At 69.6% G+C, this 20,267-nt stretch carries 19 protein-coding genes; 2 read left to right on the top strand and 17 right to left on the bottom strand.

Annotated elements, in window-relative coordinates; translation table 11 throughout:
• The first annotated feature begins 28 nt into the window (after positions 1-28).
• Positions 29-640 carry a hypothetical protein gene (locus tag ACGFIF_RS43800; protein WP_393163777.1) on the top strand — a complete coding sequence of 204 codons (612 nt, stop codon included), beginning with the start codon at positions 29-31 and terminating at the stop codon, positions 638-640.
• Here ACGFIF_RS43800 and ACGFIF_RS43795 read toward each other — a convergent pair.
• The 14 genes from ACGFIF_RS43795 to ACGFIF_RS43730 all read right to left on the bottom strand — a co-directional run bounded on the left by ACGFIF_RS43795 (position 637) and on the right by ACGFIF_RS43730 (position 14,869).
• On the bottom strand, positions 637-933 hold the full coding sequence (locus ACGFIF_RS43795) for a peptidylprolyl isomerase (protein WP_393163805.1): 297 nt from the start codon (positions 931-933) through the stop codon (positions 637-639). The two genes, ACGFIF_RS43800 and ACGFIF_RS43795, sit on opposite strands and share 4 nt — an antisense overlap.
• Before the next feature lie 80 nt (positions 934-1,013).
• Positions 1,014-1,664 carry an NUDIX domain-containing protein gene (locus ACGFIF_RS43790; protein ID WP_393163775.1) on the bottom strand — a complete coding sequence of 217 codons (651 nt, stop codon included), beginning with the start codon at positions 1,662-1,664 and terminating at the stop codon, positions 1,014-1,016.
• On the bottom strand, positions 1,661-3,385 hold the full coding sequence (locus ACGFIF_RS43785; RefSeq protein ID WP_393163773.1) for a CTP synthase: 1,725 nt from the start codon (positions 3,383-3,385) through the stop codon (positions 1,661-1,663). The genes ACGFIF_RS43790 and ACGFIF_RS43785 overlap by 4 nt, the downstream gene beginning before the upstream one ends.
• Before the next feature lie 21 nt (positions 3,386-3,406).
• A complete protein-coding gene (locus ACGFIF_RS43780; protein ID WP_393163771.1) occupies positions 3,407-4,432 on the bottom strand; it encodes a glycosyltransferase family 4 protein in 1,026 nt (341 codons plus the stop codon).
• A complete protein-coding gene (gene murJ / locus ACGFIF_RS43775; RefSeq protein ID WP_393163769.1) occupies positions 4,429-6,084 on the bottom strand; it encodes a murein biosynthesis integral membrane protein MurJ in 1,656 nt (551 codons plus the stop codon). The genes ACGFIF_RS43780 and murJ overlap by 4 nt, the downstream gene beginning before the upstream one ends.
• Positions 6,063-6,875, bottom strand: a complete 813-nt coding sequence (locus tag ACGFIF_RS43770) for a hypothetical protein (protein WP_393163767.1) — start codon at positions 6,873-6,875, stop codon at positions 6,063-6,065. The genes murJ and ACGFIF_RS43770 overlap by 22 nt, the downstream gene beginning before the upstream one ends.
• A 1-nt stretch (position 6,876) precedes the next feature.
• Positions 6,877-7,824, bottom strand: coding sequence for a copper transporter (locus ACGFIF_RS43765; protein WP_393163765.1), 948 nt, complete (start codon positions 7,822-7,824; stop codon positions 6,877-6,879).
• Complete coding sequence (gene steA / locus ACGFIF_RS43760) at positions 7,821-9,002, bottom strand: putative cytokinetic ring protein SteA (protein ID WP_393163763.1); 1,182 nt, start codon at positions 9,000-9,002, stop codon at positions 7,821-7,823. Before steA ends, ACGFIF_RS43765 begins: the two co-directional genes overlap by 4 nt.
• 97 nt (positions 9,003-9,099) lie before the next feature.
• A complete protein-coding gene (gene recN, locus ACGFIF_RS43755) occupies positions 9,100-10,830 on the bottom strand; it encodes a DNA repair protein RecN (RefSeq protein WP_393163761.1) in 1,731 nt (576 codons plus the stop codon).
• A 2-nt stretch (positions 10,831-10,832) separates the two neighbouring features.
• Positions 10,833-11,825, bottom strand: a complete 993-nt coding sequence (locus tag ACGFIF_RS43750; protein ID WP_393163759.1) for an NAD kinase — start codon at positions 11,823-11,825, stop codon at positions 10,833-10,835.
• A gap of 6 nt (positions 11,826-11,831) precedes the next feature.
• Complete coding sequence (locus ACGFIF_RS43745) at positions 11,832-12,647, bottom strand: TlyA family RNA methyltransferase (RefSeq protein WP_393163757.1); 816 nt, start codon at positions 12,645-12,647, stop codon at positions 11,832-11,834.
• A 13-nt stretch (positions 12,648-12,660) separates the two neighbouring features.
• Positions 12,661-13,209: a hypothetical protein gene (locus tag ACGFIF_RS43740; RefSeq protein WP_393163755.1), complete on the bottom strand. Its 549-nt coding sequence runs from the start codon at positions 13,207-13,209 to the stop codon at positions 12,661-12,663.
• A 1-nt stretch (position 13,210) separates the two neighbouring features.
• Positions 13,211-13,672, bottom strand: coding sequence for a polyhydroxyalkanoate synthesis protein PhaF (locus ACGFIF_RS43735; protein ID WP_393163753.1), 462 nt, complete (start codon positions 13,670-13,672; stop codon positions 13,211-13,213).
• A gap of 87 nt (positions 13,673-13,759) precedes the next feature.
• On the bottom strand, positions 13,760-14,869 hold the full coding sequence (locus tag ACGFIF_RS43730) for an HAD-IIA family hydrolase (protein WP_393163751.1): 1,110 nt from the start codon (positions 14,867-14,869) through the stop codon (positions 13,760-13,762).
• Between the two features lie 24 nt (positions 14,870-14,893).
• On the opposite strand from ACGFIF_RS43730, the gene ACGFIF_RS43725 reads away from it, so the two are divergent.
• Complete coding sequence (locus tag ACGFIF_RS43725) at positions 14,894-16,066, top strand: DUF1015 domain-containing protein (protein WP_393163749.1); 1,173 nt, start codon at positions 14,894-14,896, stop codon at positions 16,064-16,066.
• A 4-nt stretch (positions 16,067-16,070) separates the two neighbouring features.
• Here the strand turns inward: ACGFIF_RS43725 and ACGFIF_RS43720 are convergent, their stop codons facing one another.
• The 3 genes from ACGFIF_RS43720 to ACGFIF_RS43710 form a co-directional block, all read right to left on the bottom strand.
• Positions 16,071-16,949, bottom strand: a complete 879-nt coding sequence (locus tag ACGFIF_RS43720; protein WP_393163747.1) for a CHAD domain-containing protein — start codon at positions 16,947-16,949, stop codon at positions 16,071-16,073.
• A gap of 352 nt (positions 16,950-17,301) precedes the next feature.
• Positions 17,302-18,369 carry a hypothetical protein gene (locus tag ACGFIF_RS43715; protein WP_393163745.1) on the bottom strand — a complete coding sequence of 356 codons (1,068 nt, stop codon included), beginning with the start codon at positions 18,367-18,369 and terminating at the stop codon, positions 17,302-17,304.
• A gap of 86 nt (positions 18,370-18,455) precedes the next feature.
• Positions 18,456-19,271, bottom strand: a complete 816-nt coding sequence (locus tag ACGFIF_RS43710) for a hypothetical protein (RefSeq protein ID WP_393163744.1) — start codon at positions 19,269-19,271, stop codon at positions 18,456-18,458.
• Positions 19,272-20,267 lie beyond the last annotated feature (996 nt).

Raw genomic sequence — 20,267 nt, 5'->3', positions numbered from 1 at the left:
CCAGGGCAGGTTCGGCAGAGTGCGTCGCATGACTGAACTCCCATCCGAGTACCACCGCAGGCTCCCGTACGGCGAACGCATGTCCCCCGACCCACTGGTCGGCAGACCGTTCTTTCCGTTTGAAGGGGACGTTCAAGTGGTCCCGCTGGCCGAGCCGGTGTTACCTGAGCCGCCACGTGGAGGTGCGGCAGGTGGTGAGCCGTGCGTGACGTGCACCGCGCCGGACCGGTTCGTGATCTGGCGGGACGAGCAGTGGCAGCTCAAGGCTGGATTCGAGCCGAACGGTCTGCCGATGGTCGCGGTGCTCGAACCACGCGAGCACTACCGCCTCGACAACCTACCGCCGGAGTTGACCGCAACATTGGGCCTGATGATTCAGCGCGTGGCCACTGCGATCCGCGCGATCGACGGCGTCGGGCGCACTCATTTCAACCGGTGGGGTGACGGGAGCGAGCACTTCCATCTGTGGTTCCTGGCGCGGCCGCTCGGCATGATGCAGTTCCGCGGCGCGATGATCGCGGCCTGGGACGACATGCTCCCGAAGGTTCCGCAGCAGGAGTTCGAGGCCAACTCCCGCACCGTCGCCGCCGCCCTCAGCGAAGGCGGCGGCGAGGCGGTCGGGGTCGGCCGGGCGGGTTAGTGGCCGCCGAGGGAGCGGGCGATGAGGATGTCGGTCTTGAGTTGCGGCGGGCCGTCCACCGGCGCGGGGTCGTCTGGGGTCGGTGTCACGCCGCCGGCCGCGACCTTGTCCAGGACCTTGAGGCCGAGGCGGTCGACGGTGCCGAAGACGGTGTAGTCGGGGCGGAGGCGGGAGTCGGCGAAGACGAGGAAGAACTGGCTGCCGTTGGTGTTCGGGCCGGCGTTGGCCATCGCCAGGGTGCCGCGGGCGTAGACCTTCCGGGTGCCGGTCGGGTCATCCGGCCAGTTGGGCAGGTCGGTGGGGAGCTCGTCCTTGTACGAGTAGCCGGGACCTGCCCAGCGCAGGTCGCGGTGTTACAGACGGTTCCGGAACCTCAGCGGTCCTTGGCCGGCCAGGGCGAGTCGGCCGGGCGGAGGGTGTCGAAGCCCGGGCCGTTGAGGGCGGTCCAGGTGGCCAGGGCGCCCATCACCAGGATGGGGTTGTGCAGGTGGCCGGCCAGGACGGCGCCGACGACGTCGATCAAGGGAGCCCAGACGGTTTCCATGTCGGCCTCCTCGTGGAGGCGGTCGTAGGCCTCGTCGGCCGGTGAGAGGTCGCGGGCGAGGAAGATCCGGACCGCCTCGTCGGTGAGGCCCGGGGAGGTGAAGGCGTCGACGAGGACGCGCCAGTCGGCCGCCTTCGTGCCGGTCTCCTCCCAGAGCTCACGCTCGCCGCCCAGGCGGTACTGCTCCCCCTGGACGTCGAGCAGCCCGGCCGGCGGCTCGAGCAGCCGGTAACCGACCGGGTGCCGGTACTGCCGGACCAGCAGCATCCGGTTGTTCTCGTCCAGTGCGACCACCCCGACCGCGCCGGGGTGGACGACCACGTCGCGCACGAACGGGTCACGACCGGGTGGGTCGATGTGATCCCGCCGTACCGAGATCACCCGGCCGGTCTGGTGCACCACTTCGGACGAGGAGACCGGCCACTGCTCCGGTACGTCGGCCAGGCCGGCACCGAACCGTAGTTCGGGGTGTTCCTTCATCGAGCCTTGACCGCTTCGGCCTTGGGCTTCCCGGCAGCCTTCTTCGCCACGGCCGGCTCCTCGACCGGCAGCCGGGACTCGCGCTGGCGGACCAGCGCGGCGGCGATCAGGCCGGAGAACAACGGGTGCGGCTTGGTCGGCCGGGACCGCAGCTCCGGGTGCGCCTGGGTGGCGACGAAGTACGGGTGCTCCGCCTTGTCGAGCTCGATGAACTCGACCAGCTCGTTGTCCGGCGACAGGCCGCTGAACACCAGGCCGGCCGTCTCCAGCTTGTCGCGGTACGCGTTGTTCACCTCGTAGCGGTGCCGGTGCCGCTCCTGCACCGACGGAGCGCCGTACAGGTCGCGCACGATCGAGCCGTCGGCCAGGTTGGCCGGGTAGAGCCCGAGCCGCATGGTGCCGCCGAGGTCACCGGAGCCGGAGACGATGTGCTTCTGCTCCTCCATCGTCGCGATCACCGGCTGCTCGGCATCCGGGTCGAACTCGCTGGAGTTCGCGTCGACCAGGCCGGCCAGGTCGCGGGCTACCTCGATCACCATGCACTGCAGGCCGAGGCACAGCCCGAGGATCGGGATGCCCTGCTCACGGGCGAACCGGATCGCGCCGATCTTCCCCTCGATCCCGCGGACGCCGAACCCGCCCGGGATGCAGACCGCGTCGACGTCACCGAGCAGCCGCGCGGCCGCCTCGGGGGTGGCGCACTCGTCGGAGGCGATCCAGCGCAGGTCGACCTTCGCATCGTTGTCGAAACCGCCGGCCCGCAGCGCCTCCGCGACGGACAGGTACGCGTCCGGCAGGTCGATGTACTTGCCGACCAGCGCGACCGTGACGTGGTCCTTCGGCTGGTGCACGACCCGCAGCAGCTCGTCCCAGCGGGTCCAGTCGACGTCGCGGAACGGCAGGTTCAGCCGCCGGACGACGTACGCGTCCAGACCCTCGGCGTGCAGCACCTTCGGGATGTCGTAGATGCTCGGCGCGTCGGCGGCGGCGACCACGGCCTCGGTGTCGACGTCGCACATCAGCGAGATCTTCCGCTTCACGCCGTCCGGGATCGGCCGGTCGGCGCGGCAGACCACGGCGTCCGGGGCGATACCGATCGAGCGCAGCGCGGCCACCGAGTGCTGGGTCGGCTTGGTCTTCAGCTCGCCGCTCGGGGCAAGGTACGGGACCAGCGAGATGTGCAGGAAGAAGACGTTCTCCCGGCCGACGTCGTGCCGGACCTGCCGCGCGGCCTCCAGGAACGGCAGTGACTCGATGTCACCGACGGTGCCGCCGATCTCGTGCAGGACGACGTCGACGTCCGGGCCGGCCATCGCCAGCATCCGTTCCTTGATCTCGTTGGTGATGTGCGGGATCACCTGGACGGTGTCGCCCAGGTACTCGCCGCGGCGTTCCTTCGCGATCACACTGGAGTAGACCTGCCCGGTGGTCACGTTGGCCACGGCGGACAGATCACGGTCGAGGAAGCGCTCGTAGTGCCCGATGTCCAGGTCGGTCTCGGCGCCGTCGTTGGTGACGAACACCTCGCCGTGCTGGAACGGGTTCATGGTGCCGGGATCCACGTTCAGATACGGATCCAGCTTCTGCATGGTGACCCGGATGCCCCGTGCCGTCAGCAGACTGCCGAGGCTTGACGCTGTCAGCCCCTTGCCGAGACTGGATGCCACGCCACCGGTGACGAATACGTGCTTGGTCTGCTGGAAGTTCGAAGCCCTGTCCACGGGCCTTCAGCCTACCTCTTGTCAAGCAGTGGTCGCGACGAGACCCGCATAGATGTCGAGCAGATTCTTCGCCACCGCGTCCTCGTCCGGCCATCTGGCGGCCAACTCCCGGCCGCGCGTCCGCATAGCGTTCGCCGTCTCCGGCTCGGCGAGGACCGCCCGGACGCCGTCGGCCAGCCCGTCGGCATCCCCGGGGAACGCAAGTACGGCGCTGTCGTCCACCAACTCCGGTACGCCGCCGACCGCCGTCGCCACCACCGGTACGCCGACCTGCAGGGCCTCCTGGAGGACCAGGGCCCGGGCCTCCCAGTGGGAGGTCAACAGGAACACGTCAGCCGCTCCCAGGAGGTCTGCGACGTCGTTCCGGTGACCGAGGAGCCGCACCGGGAGGTTCTCCGCGTCGATCCGCGCCTGGAGGCTGTCACGCAGCGGACCGTCGCCGACGACCGCGAAGACCACATCCGGGTTCGACTCGCGCACCATCGCGGCCACGGCCAGTAGCGTCGGGTAGTCCTTCTGCGGCGCCAGCCGGCCCACGGTGAGGACCAGCGGGCTATCGCCAACACCGAGGGCGTGTCTGACGTCGTCGCGCGGTGTGCGGATGTCAGGCATGGCTGGAGCTGAGACAGGGGCCAGGCGGGCCTGCCGCGCGCCAAGGCTCCTGGCCAGGTCCACGAGGTCGCTGGAGGCTCCTAGAGTCAGGTCCGCTCCCCTGGCCACCAGTCGCTGGCCGAGCCGCATGACGAGCCCACGCGGCCCCGGAGCGATCACTGCGTTGTGCCAGGTGACCACCAGCGGTCGGAGCCGCGACCTGTCCCGCAGCGCGGTCATGCCGGCGCGGTAGCCGTGGGCATGGACCACGTCGACTCCACGCAGTGCAGTCGCCTGCGTCACGACCTCCGCGGCACCGAAGTCGAAGTGCTCGGCGGTCCCGGGTGGCGCGCAGACGACCACCTCGTGCCCGGCGTTCAGGAAGCGCGGTACGAGGGAGGCGACGTGCTGCCCGATCCCGCCCCTCGACTCCGCGAGCAGCAGGCCGATCCTCATTGCGTCTCCTCCACAAGTCCCCGACGTCTCAGTGCGCGAACGTCCGCGCGATCCAGTGCCACCGCGACTGCGGCGTACACGACCACCACGGCCAGACCGGACAAGACCGAGAACAGAACCGCACTCCCCAGCCCGGCGTCGCTAGCAGGCAGGGACACCGCCCAACCCGCAGCACCGGCTAACACCGCACCGGCCAGGGCAGCAAGCGTGGCACGAGGCAGTCCGGCCAGCGCACTGGGCCCAGCCTCCCGACGTAGCACGAGCACGAGGGCTACAGCGCCCAAGACCATGCCGATCGACATAGCAGCCGCCAACGCCGGCACCGCGTCCCATTCAGCGGTCAGCACCACACCGGTAACCGCCACCACGACCCAGGCCGCCGACGTCACCAGAGCGACCTGACGGCCAGCATGCCGTGCGTAGAGGACTCGGCCGACGTGCATCAACACGGCAAAGCCAATCGCGGCTGGAGCAAAGGCGATGAGCCCGTTGCTCAGTGAGGTCGCCTGGGCCTCCTGCACCGCGCCGTCGTCGTACGCGAAGACCCTCGCGACCGGGATGGCGGTGCCAGCCAGCAACGCGGCTCCAGCACCACCAGCCAGCATCACTGCCCTGGTCGACGCGGCTGCGTAGAAGTCGAAGCGTTCCCCCGAGTCGTACGCCGCAGCGAGCCGTGGGAACACCGCTGTGGTGATCGGCACGGCCAGTACGGCGTACGGCAGCAGATAGACCGCGTTGGCCCACGAGTAGACGGCAATGCTGCCCGCAACGCCCCTGTGGTTGGCCAGATAGGTGGTGACGATGAAGCTGAGCTGTTGCGCGATCAGTATGGCGAGACCAGCAAGCGCCAGCCTTCGTAGTACTGGACTAACTGCTGGGTCGAGTCGCAACGTCGGTCTGACCGGGAGTCGCAGGAACAGCATGGGCACCAGCACAGTGAGCGCCAGCGCTGCGACGCCGGCCGTCGTACCCCAGGCCAGCAGATCGGCCGCTCCACGCGATGCCGAGTCGGCGTCGGGAGCTGAGGCGGCGAACGCGAGATAGGTGGCCACGACAACGAGACTGGAGATGAGCGGAGCCAGCGCACCGGCCGCGAACCGCTTGTGTGACTGCAGTACGGCGGTGGCGATGACGGCGATCGCGTAGCCGAACACCTGGGGCACGAAGATCGCCAGCATCCGGGTCGCGGTCGCGACCGAGCCGGTGCACTCGGCACCCGGATCGAGCATCGCGTCGGAATAGGTGGACGCCAGAACCCAAGCCAGTAAGGCGAAAGGCGCCAGCAGCACGAAGGACCAGGTCAGCAGCGCACCGATGATCCGGCCTTGGGCAGCACGGTCGCCACGAGCCACCGGCCCGGCGAGCACCGGAATGACCGCGCCGGCCAACGCCCCACCGGCGACTACCTCGAAGAGGATGTTGGGCAGTTGGTTCGCCGTCGCATAAGCCTCGGCGAGACAACCGGCCCCGACAGTCTTCGAGAAAACGAGCCACCGGCCGAACCCGACCACTCGGGCCAGCACAGTGACCGCTGCGACAAGCAACGCGGCTTGCGCGATGCGCGCGCCGGTGCCTGAGCCGCCACCTTCCCCGGCGCCGGCCGGGCGCTCCGCGCCCGAGCCGTCCGTACTCACCTGGGCCGTCGGCCCCACTGGTCGATCTTGTCCAGGACCGGGTTCTCGGCGATGACCTTGGTGAAGCTGACCTTCTCGCTGGCCAGGTTCAACGCGACGACCGCACCGAGCGCCAGCGCCTTCAGCGGACGCGGCAACGATGCGGCCAGCGCCGTACCGGTGATGGCACCCAGACCGTTGGCACCACAGTCGCCCAGCATCGACCGCTCGCCCAGGTCGGACGGGGCCGCGGCGGCGGCCGCACCGACGACCGCGCCGGCCGGACCGTTCACGACCGCCAGCGGGGCGTTCACCGCCGTGACCGCCTTCAGGGCGCGCCCGGGGCGCAGATCGAGCAGGTTGGTGAGGTTCGCCGTACCCGCGATCAAGGCGCCGTCGGCAACGATGCCGACCACCGCCTTCACCCCGGACGACTTCCGCGGCAACAGTGCGGCGGCAGCGAGACCGGCGGCGCCGACACCGAGGATCTTCACCGCGCCACTCGTCACCTCACCCCGCTTCAGCGCGCTGAGGTGACCCCGGAATCCCTTCGCCTGCGTGGTTCCGCGCAGATCGTCGTACGCGCCGACCGCGCCCGACACCGAGCCGGCGAGCAGAGCGGCAGCCTTGACCTTGCCCGGCGTCGACGGCGAGGCCGCGACACCGGCGAGCGCGCCGAGCACCGCGACCGGGCCCTCGAGCAGCGTGACCGGCTCGCCGCGGTGGTTGGTCCGCTCGAACGGCTCGCGGTTCTCCTTGGGCAGTTTCGCCGCAGCCCGTTCGAGCGCGGCGGTGGCGGCTGCCGCGACGGCAGCGCTCAGAATTCCCACGTCAGTTGTCCTTCGTCTGTACGTCCGACGGCGCTACGCCGTTCTTCGCGTCGAACGCGCCGTACTGCCCCGCCTTGCCGCTCGCCTGCTCGGCCAGCGAGAAGACGACCGTCGCCTGCCCGGCGGGGATGTCGGCCACGTCCACCGAGGAAACGATCTTGGTCGCGTCGGAGTCACTCCGCAATGCCTTGACCAGACCGCCGGTCTTCGCCGTCACCGGCGTACCGGCAACCACCACCCCGCCGCTGCCCTGGTCCAGACCCTCGATGAAGTCCACCGAGTCGTTGTACGACGAGTTGTCCGGGAGCGGCGTCGGCGGCTTCGCGGCCACCACGACGAACAGGCTGGCCCGGTCCTTGACCTGCGACGGCTTCAGCGACAGCAGTTTGGATCCGGTCAGGCCGCTGACGATCTTGGTCGACTCGGCGTCGGCGGCCTTGCCCTCTTCCTTGGCCGCGAGTCCGCGGGCCAGGATCAGCCCGGCCCGCTCGTACGTCGTGCTGTCCGCGGGGATGTCGATGTCGGCGGTGACGAGCTCGGTGACGAGCTGCTCGACGAGCTGACGCTGACCGGCGTCGAAGAGCTTGCTGTCCAGCGCGACCCGGGTGGTGACCTGGCCGCCGGCCGTCTCCAGCTCCTCGGTCAGCGTGTTGGCCAGGTCGCCGTCGGCGTTCGGCATGGTGACGACGACGATCTTCTTACCGGTCAGCTTGCCGTTGGTCAGCCCGGCGGTGACCTTGGCGACGTAGTCGTCGCGGTACTTGTCCAGCGACTTGACGTCGGTCAGCTCCTGCCGCGCGTCGGCGAGCTGCTGGCGGTCCTTCTCGGCCTGGCTCGCGACAAGCTCGCTGCCGGTGCCTTTCAGCGGGCCGGCACCCAGCACCACACCGGCGCCCAGGGCGAAGAAGATCGCCACGATCGAGACGATGTGGTAGCGAAAGTCGATCACGTGAACAGCTCCCGGATCCAGTAGACGAAGTCGCTCCAGCGCGCCCGCAGGATCGACCAGAGCACGTCGTCGCCGCCGATCGCGACCAACGCCATGCCGAGTGCGAACAGGCCGGCCACGGCCAGCGCGACCACCTGAAGGGTCGACACCCGGCTGCGATACAGCCGGCCGACACCCTTGGCGTCGACCAGCTTGGCACCGACCCGCAAGCGGGTGATGAAAGTGCTCGCCATCCCGGCGCGCCCCTTGTCGAGGAACTCCACCAGCGAGTTGTGGGTGCCGACCGCGACGATCAGCGAGGCACCCTTGGAGTCGGCCAGCAGCATCGCGACGTCCTCGCTGGTGCCGGCCGCCGGGAACTCGATCGACTCGACACCGAGTCGCTCCAGCCGTTCCGAGCCGGGCGCGCGACCGTCGCGGTACGCGTGCACGACCACCTCGGCGCCGCTCTTCAGCGTCTCGTCCTTGACCGAGTCCATGTCGCCGACGATCAAATCCGGGACGTAGCCGTTCTCCACCAGCGCGTCGGCGCCGCCGTCGACCCCGATCAGCACCGGCCGGTACTCGCGGATGTACGACCGCAGCGCGACCAGGTCCTCGCGGTAGTCGTACCCACGGACCACGATCAGCACGTGCTTGCCGTCCATGTGCGTGTGGACATCGGGTACGCCGACACCGTCGAGGAGCAGGTCGCGTTCGCGGCGCAGGTACTCCAGTGTGTTGGCGGTGAACGCCTCCAGCTGGGTGGACAGACCGGACCGGGCGTCATCCATCAACTCGGCGACGGTCTTGCTGTCCTGCCAGACGCCTTTGGCGACAACCTCCTCGCCGCGGTACAGGCAACCCTCGTTCAGCCGGACCCGCTCGCCCTCGTGCAGGATCGAGAACACCTCGCGGCCGACCCCGTCGACCAGCGGGATCCCCGCCTCGACGAGGATCTCCGGACCGAGGTTCGGGTAGCGGCCGCTGATCGAGTCGGCCACGTTCACCACCGCGGCGACCCGGCAGTCGACCAGCGCCTCGGCGCTGACCCGATCCAGGTCGACATGGTCGATGACCGCGATCTCGCCCGGCTTCAGCCGTTTGGTGAGATTCTTGGTACGGCGATCGAGCCGGACCACTCCGGCGATCCCGGGCAGTTCAGTGGGTCGTGCTCTCCGCAGGCTGGGCAGTTTCATCGCGCTCTCATCCTGCCATGTCAAGAGCCCCTTCCCGGTTCATTTACCCGGGCAGGGCCTTGTTGACGCACAGAAACCAGGGTCACTGTGCGTCAAATCATCCTTTCGAACGACTCTTCCTGCGTGGTTTATGGCGCTCGGCCGCAAGTGCGAGCAATTCCTCGGCGTGCGCCTGGGCGGCATCGGAGTTCTCCAGGCCGGCCATCATCCGGGACAGCTCCTTCAACCGCGCGTCGTCGTCGAGCGCGACCAGACCACTGGTGGTGACGGAACCGTCGTCACTCTTGAGCACGACCGCGTGACGATCCGCGAACGCGGCCACCTGCGGCAGGTGTGTCACCACGATCACCTGGGCCTTCTCGGCCAGGCGGGCCAGGCGTTTGCCCACCTCAACGGCGGCGCGGCCGCCGATGCCCGCGTCGATCTCGTCGAACACCAGCGTCGGCACCGGGTGCGTGTCCGACAGGATCACCTCGAGCGCGAGCATCACCCGGGAGAGCTCACCACCGGACGCCGCCTTCTGCAGCGGACGGGCCGGGCTGCCCGGGTTCGCCGCGAAGCAGAACTCGGTCTCGTCGATCCCGTACGGGCCCGCCGCGCTCTCGTGCACCTCGATCGTCAACTTCGCATGCGGCATCGCCAGGCCGGTCAGCTCCTCGGACACGGCGAGGCTCAACCGATCGGCCGCCTCGATCCGGGCCGCGCGGACCTGCTGACCGAGATCTGCGAGCTTCGCGTCCAGCTCGGCGAGCTCCGCGGTCAGGAGCTCGACCCGCTCGTCACTCCCGTCCAGCTCAGCCAGCCGGTTCGTGGACCGCTTCACCCACTCCAGCACCTCGTCCACGGTGCCCTGCTCAGCGCCGTACTTGCGGACAAGGCCGGTCAGCAGCGACCGCCGCTCGCTCACGACCGCAAGCCGTGCCGGGTCGGTGTCGACATCAGCGGCATACGACGAGAGCTCGCCGGCCAGATCGGCGGCGAGGTAGCCGAGCTCGCCGGCTCGATCCGCGAGCTCGGCCAGCTTCGGGTCGTGCTGGCGCTCCGCGTCGAGGACCTGCTTGGCAAGTGCGAGCAGCCCGAGTACGTCGCTGGGCCTGGTGGAATCGAGATCCTCCGAGGCCAACGCGTCGCCTGCCGTGGTGGCCGCAGTACGAAGGCCGTCGGCGTACGCGAGCCGATCCTCCTCGGCGGCCAGCTCCGCGTCCTCGCCCGGCAGCGGCTCGGCCTTCGCGACCTCGTCGAGCCCGAAGCGCAGCAGGTCCGCCTCGGCGAGACGATCGCGCTGGCGCGTGGTCAGCTCGGTCAGCTCGGCCTCGACGTCACGGTGGCGCTTGTAGGCGGCGGTGTACTCCTGCAACGGCACGAGCACCGGCTTGCCGGCGAACGTGTCGAGGGTCTCGCGCTGTCGCGACGGCTGAAGGAGGCGCCACTGCTCGGCCTGGCCGTGGATCGCGACCAGGTCGCCGGACACCTCGGCCAGCACGGACACCGGGACGGACGCGCCGCCGAGGAAAGCCCGGGAGCGGCCTTCGGAGGAGAGCTCGCGCGCGATCAGCAGCTCGTCGTCGTCCAGCTCACCGCCGCGGTCCTCGGCCTGCTGCACGATCGCCTTCGGTACGCCGCTGGCCCTGCCCTCGACCCGCGCGCGCCGGGTCCCGTGCCGCACCAGGCCGCTGTCCGCGCGGCCGCCGAGCAGCATGTTCACACCGGTCACGACCATCGTCTTGCCTGCACCGGTCTCGCCGGTGACCGCGGTGAACCCCGGATCGAGGTCCAACGTCGCGTCCTCGATCACGCCCAACCCGGTGATGCGGATCTCCGAGAGCATGTCTAGGTCTCCTGTTGATCGTTGTCGCTGGGGTTGCCGTTGTTCTGTCTGTTGTTGTTATTGGCTTCGCCGTTGCGCTTGCGCTCGGCGGCGCCGCGCCAGCCGAGCACCGGGAGGTCGAACTTCGCCACCAGCCGGTCGGTGAACGGCGCCTCGTGCGCCCGCGCCAGCCGGACCGGCCGATGGCCGCGCCGGACCTGGATCTCGGCGCCCGGCGGCACCTCGACCATCCGGCGGCCGTCACACCACAGCACGCCGCGACCATGCCACGACGGCACCAGCTCGATCGACAGCTGCGACGTCGGCGCCACTACGATCGGCCGGGAGAACAATGCGTGGGCGCTCAGCGGCACCATCAAGATCGCCTCGACCTCCGGCCAGACGATCGGTCCACCCGCGGAGAAGGAGTACGCCGTACTGCCCGTCGGCGTAGCCACCACGACCCCGTCACAGCCCCACCGCGACAGCGGCCGGTCGTCCACCTCGACCATCACCTCGAGCATCCGCTCGCGGGCCGCCTTCTCCACACTCGCCTCGTTCAGAGCCCAGGTGTCGAAGATCAGCTCACCGTCCAGCCGGACGTCGACCGCCAGCGTCATCCGCTCCTCGACCGTGTAGGTGCGGTCGACCACCACCTGAACGATCCGCTCGAGGTCGTCCACCTCGGCCTCGGCCAGGAACCCGACGTGGCCGAGGTTCACCCCGAGCACCGGCGTACCGTGCGGGCGGGCCAGCTCGGCACCGCGCAGGATCGAGCCGTCGCCGCCGAGCACCATGATCAGCTCGACGTCCAGGGCCGCCTTCTCGTGGTCGTCGACGAGCTCCACGGGGTCGAGCTTCAGCGCCTCGGCCTCGTCGGCGAGCAGCCGGACCTGCATCCCGGCGTCGGTCAGCAGCCGGTGCGCGTCGCGCGCCACCTCGACTGCCTGCTCCCGCCCGGTGTGCGTCACCAGCAGCACGCGCCGCGGCTCGTGCTCACCCACTGTGATCCCCACTTCTGCTCACTGTGGACCGGCCTCGATGGCGGTCTGGAGCATCGTCTCATCGAGAGGCGGCGCAGATCGGCGTATCCACAGGAAGTATTCGACATTTCCTGACGGACCAGGCAGCGGGCTGGCGGCGACGCCTTCGATTCCCCAGCCCAGCTCGGCCGCCTTGGCCGCCACTCCCCGCACCGCGTCGGCCCGCAACTCCGGGTCACGGACGACGCCGCCCTTCCCGAGCCGCTCCTTGCCGACCTCGAACTGCGGTTTCACCATCAGCACCAACTCGCCGTCCGGCTTCACCACCCCGATCAGCGCGGGCAGGACGAGCGTGAGCGAGATGAAGCTGAGGTCGGAGACGACGAGATCAACCGGTTCAGCACCGATGTCCTCGAGGGTGAGCGAACGGACATTGGTCCGGTCCATCACCGTGACACGTTCGTCGGTCTGCAACGACCACACCAACTGGCCGTACCCGACGTCGACCGCGATCACGAGGGCCGCATCGTTGCGCAGCAGTACGTCGGTGAAGCCGCCGGTTGACGCGCCCGCGTCCAGCGTTCTGCGTCCCTTGACCTGGACGCCGGGGAAGGCTTCGAGGGCCCCGATCAGCTTGTGCGCACCGCGACTCGCGTAGCCGGGGTCGTCGGTCTCGGAGGTGTCGACGACGATCGGCGCGTCGGTGCCGACACCGGTCGCGGGCTTGGTGGCGACGGTGCCCGAGACCTTGACCTTGCCGGCGGCGATCAACTCGCTCGCGTGCTCACGGGACCTGGCCAGGCCCCGTCGTACCAGCTCGGCATCGAGCCGCGACCGCTTGACTCCCTTGGCCACTCAGACCTTCCGTTTAGCTCCGGTCACCGGGGTCGGCGTCCGCCTCGACCAAAGCACTCTGCAACCGCTCGTGCAGGTCGGCGTACACCTCCGCATGCTCCCCCACCGACCGATCCCGCAACTCGTCCAGCCGCCCCATCGTCTCCTCCACCAACGGATGCGCCCGCTCGTCCTCAGGCACCTCCTCAGCGCCCGGATACTCCGGTACGGCGTCCTCGGCCGGTTCCGGGTCGTCTACTACCTGCTCGTCGACTGCCTGCTCGGCTACCGCCGACTCCGCCGCATAGGGATGCTCGTGCTCCTCCCCCGGTGCCCGGGCAAACTCCGGCCCGAACTCCACCTCAGCCGGATCCACATGCACGGCCGGTGCCCCATGGCTGTCCGCCTCCGCCGCGACCGGTTCGCCGTACGCCCGCTCGACCTCTCCCTCGCGCGAGAAGTTCTCGGGCTCGGTGTCGTAGTCGGGGGTGTGCGGGGTTTCCTCGGGCGGGTAGGGGTCGAAACCCGGCTCGACGTCGGGGTCGACGTCCGGCGGGAACTGCTCGCCAGGATGCTCGGTCACATCAAGCCTTCTTCGCCGTCTTCGCCGCGGACTTCTTCGCGGCCTCCTTGGCCGGAGCCTTCTTGGCGGCCTTCTTCGCAGCCGCCTTCTTCGCCGGAGCCGGGCCGTCCGCCGCGAGCACATCACCGGCCGGAGCAGCCGAACGCGCCTCGGCCAGCTCACTCTCCAGAGTCTGGACCCTGCGGGTCAGCGCCGCGACCTCCTCGGAGCGGACGAACCCGAGCCGCGAGACCGCGCCCTCGACCTCGTTCGTCACGATCGCCTGCAACAGGTGACGGTTGCTCTTGCTGGTGGCAACGATCTCGTCGGCCAGATCACTCACCTTGGTGGACAGCCCGGTCGTCAACTTGTCGGCACCGGTCTGCTGCAGCAGCGCCTTCGCCGCCGCCTCGGCCCGTTGCCTCGTGACCTCGGTCAGCCCGCTCGCCAGCTGTACATAGCCGCGCAGTGCGTCCAACACCATGACTGCCTCCTCGCTTCGTTCCAGCAACGGTATCGCCTCACCCCTGCAATACCACCCACCCCCACCACCCCGTGCGGCGAGGGCCTGCTACTTCTCCAACCCGATGCGGTGCAAGGCCGCGTCGATGGCGATCGAGCCGGGTGTCGGGGCCGGCTTGGGCAGGGGGCGCCGACCACGGCCGGCGCTCTTGGCTGCCTTGGCGGTCGGCTTCACCGGGGCGTCCACAGCGGCCCACACCGCGGACAGGATCGCGCGCAGACCGTCGTACGGCTCGCCTTCGCCCTTCACGCTCACGGCGTTGTTCACGACCTCGGCGGTCCAGCCCTCGCACGTGTGCCGCCCGCCCTCGACCGTCACACCGGGCTGCTTCTCCGCCAGCGCGCCCAGCCCGGCCGCGATGTACGTCGGCCGCTGGTTCTTCGGCGCCCGGGCGAGATCGTGCGCGTCGTGGACGCCGGTCGCCACCCACAGGCTCGCGATCCCGACCGCGTTCGCACCCTCGATATCGGAGTCCAGCCGGTCGCCGATCATCAACGGATTCTCGGCATTCAGCCGCTCGATGCTCGTCTCGAGCAACGGCCGCTCCGGCTTGCCCGCCACGATCGGATCGACCTCGACGGCGGCCCGGATCGCCTGCACCAGCGTCCCGTTCCCCGGCGCCATGCCGGCGGCGGTGGGGATGGTCAGGTCGAGGTTGGTCGCGTACCACTTCGCGCCCTCGTTGATCGCGTGCGCGCCGTCCGCGAGCATCACCCAGTTCACGTCCGGGTGAAAGCCTTGTACGACGGCCACCGGGTGCGCGTCGCTGCTGCGGACCGGGTTCAGCCCGTACTCCTTCAGCGCCGACGTCAGCCCTTCACCGCCGACCACGAGCACCGGCGATCCCTTCGGGAACTCGGTCGCGATCAGCTTCGCGGCCGCCTGCGCGGACGTCACCACGTCGTCGGCGGTCACGTCGAGCCCGAACGACGCGAGGTGCTCGGCAACGATCTGCGCCGGCCGGCTCGCGTTGTTGGTGATGTACCCGATCCGCAGGCCCTCCTTGGCCGCCTTGCGCAGGTTCTCCGGCGCGTCCGGCACCGGGTCCGGCCCGACGTACACGACCCCGTCGAGGTCGAGCAGCGCGACGTCGTACCGGCCGGCGAGCGGTTCGTCACACGCCGACAGCGGCGCGGGCGCCGTTCGTTCCTTGCTCATGCTTCCCCCCGTACGATGCCGCCCATGCCAGCAAGCGGGCCGGAACCGAACGGGAGCGTGTTGCGGCTCGAACCGTTGCGCGCCTGGCGGTTCGTGGCCGGCAAGGTGAGCGCGCTCGGCGCCGTCACGTCCCCGCCGTACGACGTCCTGGAACCCGCCATCGTCCGGCGGCTGACTGACTCTGATCTGCACAACATGGTGAGGCTCATCCTTCCACGCGATCCGGAGCTCGGTCCCGGCCGGTACGACGAACCCGCGCGACGACTGGCCGAGTGGCAACGGGCCGGTGTGGTGATCCAGGACCAGCGGCCCGCGCTGTACGTCTATGAGCAGCAGCTGGGTAGCGCCGTACTGTGCGGACTGGTCGGCCTACTCGGCCTGGACCCGGCCCGGCAAGTGGTGCTGCCACACGAGGACGTGATGCCGCACTGGGTCGACGACCGCCTCGAACTGATGGAGGCGACCGACGCCGACCTGGAGCCCATCCTGCTCGCGTACGGCGATGGTGGGGCAGCCAGCGATGTCGTCGACAACGCCCGCGCGGGCGAACCCTGGGTGGTGGCCGACACCGACAATGGCGCGCACCACCGGATCTGGCGGGTCGACGACCCGTCGACGCTGGCGATGATCGCTGCCGAGCTGGCCCGCCACCAGGCCCTGATCGCGGACGGGCACCACCGGTACGCCGCCTACCTGGAGCGACGACGGCGCGAAGCCGGTCGACCGGGCAGTGGCGTCGGTCTGGCCATGCTGGTCGACTACAACCGCCACCCACTGACGCTGGACCCGATCCACCGCGTTGTACCGGGTCTGGACCTGGCCACTGTCTCCTCTCGTACGCCGGAGGGCTGGCAAGTGCTGCCGGGTCGGGTGGAGGACGTGCCGGACCGCATTGCGGTGACCGACGGGTCGTCGTGGGTGACACTGCGGTCTACCCGTGGGCAGGAGACTCCGACTGTCGCGATGCTCCATGACCTGTTGCTGCCGGCCTGGGGCGTTGTCGAGGCGGAGATCACCTTCCACCACGCGCTCGCCGACGCACTGGCCCTGGCTGGACCACAGCAGGCTGTTGTGGAGCTCGCCGCGCCCCGGATGGACCAGGTACTGCGGTCAGCCGTGCAGGGCGTCGTACTGCCGCAGAAGGCCACGTCGTTCGGGCCTAAGCCGCGGGTGGGGCTGCTGTTCCGGACTCTCTGAGTGGCTAGGGCCGGTGGTACAGGGTGAGGAACTCCTCGCGGAGGGGCTTTCGGGCCGCGCGAAGGCGTTCTGTGAGCCGCCCCAGGGTGAACGACAGCTCTGGGTCGTCCTGCGCGGCTGCTTCCCTGGCCATCGCGGTCAGCGCGTCTGCGGCGGCACAGTGGTCCTGGTGCTGGCCGAGTAGCTCCTGGTACTTGGCCGCGTGGCTGGCTGTCTCCTTGGCCTCGTCACCGAGCACGGCAGCACTGGTGTCAGCGGCGTACCGGACTCGCTTGGCCAGCAGACGTACCTCGTGCCAGTCGTCGTCCACGGTCCACGGCTTGAGCTTGTCGGCCTGCTGGGTGAACGTGTGGTTGGCCGCGTCCAGCAACTGAGGCAGGACCTCGCCGCACGGCTGCTTGGCCTTCGGCTTGAGGAGCGGTGACGCGGCAACTGCCTCCAGAGTCTGCAAAAGCGCCGCCGTACTCTCACCGTTCACAACCTCTGCCGACCGCGCGGCCGCACGGTCGAGCCCAACGGTGAGCGTCGTCAGGATCGTCTCGACATGCTCCTGATCGTCCTCGCTGCTCGCGGTCTCCCGCACGAGCGCTGCGATCACCTCAAGATCCCGCGCTTCCCCACACGCATTAGCCAGCGCGGCCAAATCCGTCCGAAGCTCCTGCGCCCAGTCCCCCGCCAGCAACTTCCGGAACAACTTCAAATCGCTCCGCAACCGCCGACACGACACCCGAACCTGGTGGATCGCGTCGTCCTCCCCCTTCTCCACCATGAGAACGGCCCCCTGCAGCCGACTGGTCCCCTTAGTCAGCGCATTCCCCACCAACACCCCAACCGGAGCCTCCGCCGACAAAGCCCCACTCCACCCACCCAAACTCTCCACCATCGCCCCATTCTCCCCGCAATCCCGAACCACCCCCACCCCACCAGCGCGCCGCCCACCCCCACGGGCTCCCACACGCAGGCGGGTCGCGCCGCACACGCGCACCCGCGCGCTCTCACACCCACACGCAGGCGGGTTGCCCCGCGCGCTCTCAACTCCAGGCGGACCCGTCCCGCCCGAACGCATTCCCGCCCCCGCGCGGCCGCGCGGGGGCGGTGCCGCCCGCACGGATTCTGCCTGCGCGGCTGTGCAGGCAGAATCCGCTCTGTGGAGCCAGCCTCCTCGACCCGGCCACCTCCACAGAGCGCAGTTCCACACCCAACCCCGCTTACCCGCGTGCAGCGCGAGCGTGCGGTCAGTCTTCGGGCTTCTTGGCGGGCAGCTCGACCTCACCGTCCAGCGCGTCGTCGACAACCGATTCGTCGACGCCACCTTCGAGCTCCGTGGTCTCGTCGTCCACGACCTGCTCATCGCCCGCGAGCTCCGCGACGTGCTGTTCGTCCGCAGCCTCAGCGGTCCGCTCGTCGTCAAGTTCCGCAGGCGACTCCTCCTGCTCGAACTCCACAGCTCGCTCGTCCTCGAGTTCCGCGGTCGGCTCGTCTTGCTCGAGTTCCGCGACCTGCTGGTCGTCGAGCTCTGTGATGTGCTCTTCGCTCGCGAGCTCTGCGGTTACAGGCTCGTCCGTGAGTTCCACGTCGGCCGAGTCGTCGAGCTTCACGTCGTACGCGTCGTCGAGCTTCTCGTCGTACGTGTCTTCGGGCTGCTCGTCGTCTGTCTCGTCGTAGTCGTCTTCGTCGAGGTCGGTGAACTGCAGACCTTCCAGTTCAGCGGCGCGTTCGGCGGCTCCGGTGGAGCCGTCGGCGTCGGCGCCGGCGGCGCGGTGGAACCAGATCAGCGCGTCGTCCGTGCGACCGGCCTCGTTGAGAGCGTCGGCGTACGCGTACCGCAGCCGCGGCAGCCAGTCGGCCCGGGTCCTCTTCGTCAGCTCCGGCACCTCGAGCGTCTGGATCGCAGCCGCCGTCTGCCCCATGTCACGCCGCGCGCCGGCCGCCACGATCAGCAGCTCGACCTGCGTCGCCTCCGACAGGTCACGGGCGTGCTTGTCCCGCGTCAGCGTCAGCGCCTTCTCCGGCCGCCCGAGCGCGCGCTCGCAGTCGGCCATCATCGCGAGCACCTCGTGGTTCCCGGTCATCCGCCGTACCGCGCGGAACTCGGTGAGCGCCTCGTCGTAGTGCTCAGCCAGGTACGCCGTGATCGCCACAGCCTCCCGTACGCCGCCAAGCCGCGCAGCCAACCGTCGTGCCGTCCGGGCATGCAGGTACGCCCGCTCCGGGTCGTCATCAAGGAAACGCCCCGAAGCGACCAGGTGCTGTGCGACCAGGTCAGCCAGGCCCCGCGGCAACGACCGCAGCTCGGCCTTCACCGACCGGTCCAGCTCAGCCCCGGTGATCCCTTCCGGAATCGCCGGATCGTCGCGCCTCGGTCCAGCCTTCTCCTCGCCGTCCCGCTCTACCCGCCGAGCTCCGCCCCGATCGTCCCGACGCGGTCCACCGCGCCCGCGCTCGTCCCGCCCGCCACGCTCATCACGCCGGAACCCGGACCGACCACCGCCACGCGAGTCATCACCGCGGTCATCCCGCCGAAACGCCCCGCGCTCCCCACGCGCCGGCGCCGCACCCCGATCCGCCCGAAACCCATCCCGCCGCTCGCCACGCCCGCCCGCACGATCATCCCGCGACCGCTCATCACGCCCAGACCCACCGCGGTCATCACGCCGGTAACCGCCGGTCGACCCCGCCCGGCTGTCACCCCGGTAGCCACCGCCGGAACCCGCACGGTCATCGCGCCTGTAGCCACCGCTCGAACCAGTCCGGTCGTCACGCCCGCCACGGTCGCCGCGGTCATCGCGCCGGTAACCGCCACCCGACCCCGCGCGGTCGTCGCCTCGGTAGCCACCGCCGGAACCCGCGCGGTCGTCACGCCTGTAGCCACCGCTCGAACCAGTGCGATCGTCACGTCCACCACGGTCGCCGCGGTCATCGCGCCGGTAACCACCACCCGATCCCGCCCGATCGTCGCCCCGATAGCCACCGCCAGAACCCGCACGGTCGTCACGCCTGTAACCACCGCTCGAACCAGTCCGGTCGTCACGTCCACCACGATCGTTGCGATCGTCGCGCCGGTAACCACCGCCCGAACCGGAGCGGTCGTCGCGTCGGGAGTCTCCGCGGCCTCCTGAGCGGTCGTCACGGCTGTCGGTACCTCGGTAGCCTCCGGACCGGTCGTCACGGCCGGCTCCACGTCCACCGCGGTCGTCACGCTCACCGCGGCCGGACATCTGACCGCCGAACGGATCCCGCTCAGACTTGTCATCCCGGCCGGACCCGGCAAAGCCACGCCTCTTGTCGTCACCACTGCGCTCGTCGCGGTACGACCCACCCGAGCGCGGTCCACCACTCCGCGGCGCGCCCGTCCGCGGGCTGTCGCCCCGGCTGGAAGCGCCACGAGGCCCACCAGACGCCCGCCCGCCGCCAGAACCCGCACGACCGCCGGCGCCGCCAGAGCGTCCGCCGCCGGAGCCACCAGCACTCGAACCGGACCGTCCGCTGCCGAAGCCCGAACGTCCGCCGGAGCCCGACCGCTCTCCGCCGAAACCTGAACGACCGGAGCCGGAGCCAGCACCATCGCGACCAGAACGGCCGCTACCTCCGGAGGAACCGCGACGGTCCCCGGAACCGGAGCGAGGATTGCGAGGTGGCGTAGCCACGTTGACTCCTAAGATGCTGTAGCTCGATCGAGCAGCTGTGCTGCAATCATCTGCAGCACACGGACAAAGGACTAAGGTACCGCCGCAAGCCCCACCCCAAGACATCCAGGTGGTACGCCGCCCACGAACAGCCGGCCGCTCACCGCACAAGCGGACTCTCCAGCCACCAGGTGGGGCCCAAATGAGTCCAACAGCCGACCGCAGCACCAGGCGCACTCCACCGAGGTGTGGCACAGGGATCGTCGTGGCGCGGGGACAGTCTCAGGGGTTCGCTCGACTGGCTGGCACCTACCGCCACAGGCACATGCACCCTGGTCCGCGGTCGGAGCAGCTGGGTGAGGTGCTGCCGGCGCGGCCGAACACACACAGATGAACGGCCGTCCGGGGCAGGAACACGCATCCAGCCATGCACCACGCCGAACGAAAACTACCCATACAAATGTTAAGGGCCACCCCGGATGGGGGTGGCCCTTAACAGTGTGAATGTCCGGCGGCGTCCTACTCTCCCACGACCTCCCGGTCGCAGTACCATCGGCGCTGTCGAGCTTAACTTC

This window comes from Kribbella sp. NPDC049174, from assembly GCF_043197365.1.
Lineage (GTDB): Bacteria > Actinomycetota > Actinomycetes > Propionibacteriales > Kribbellaceae > Kribbella.
Note: the sequence above shows the minus strand (reverse complement) of the source record. Positions and strands in the feature narration are given on the sequence as shown.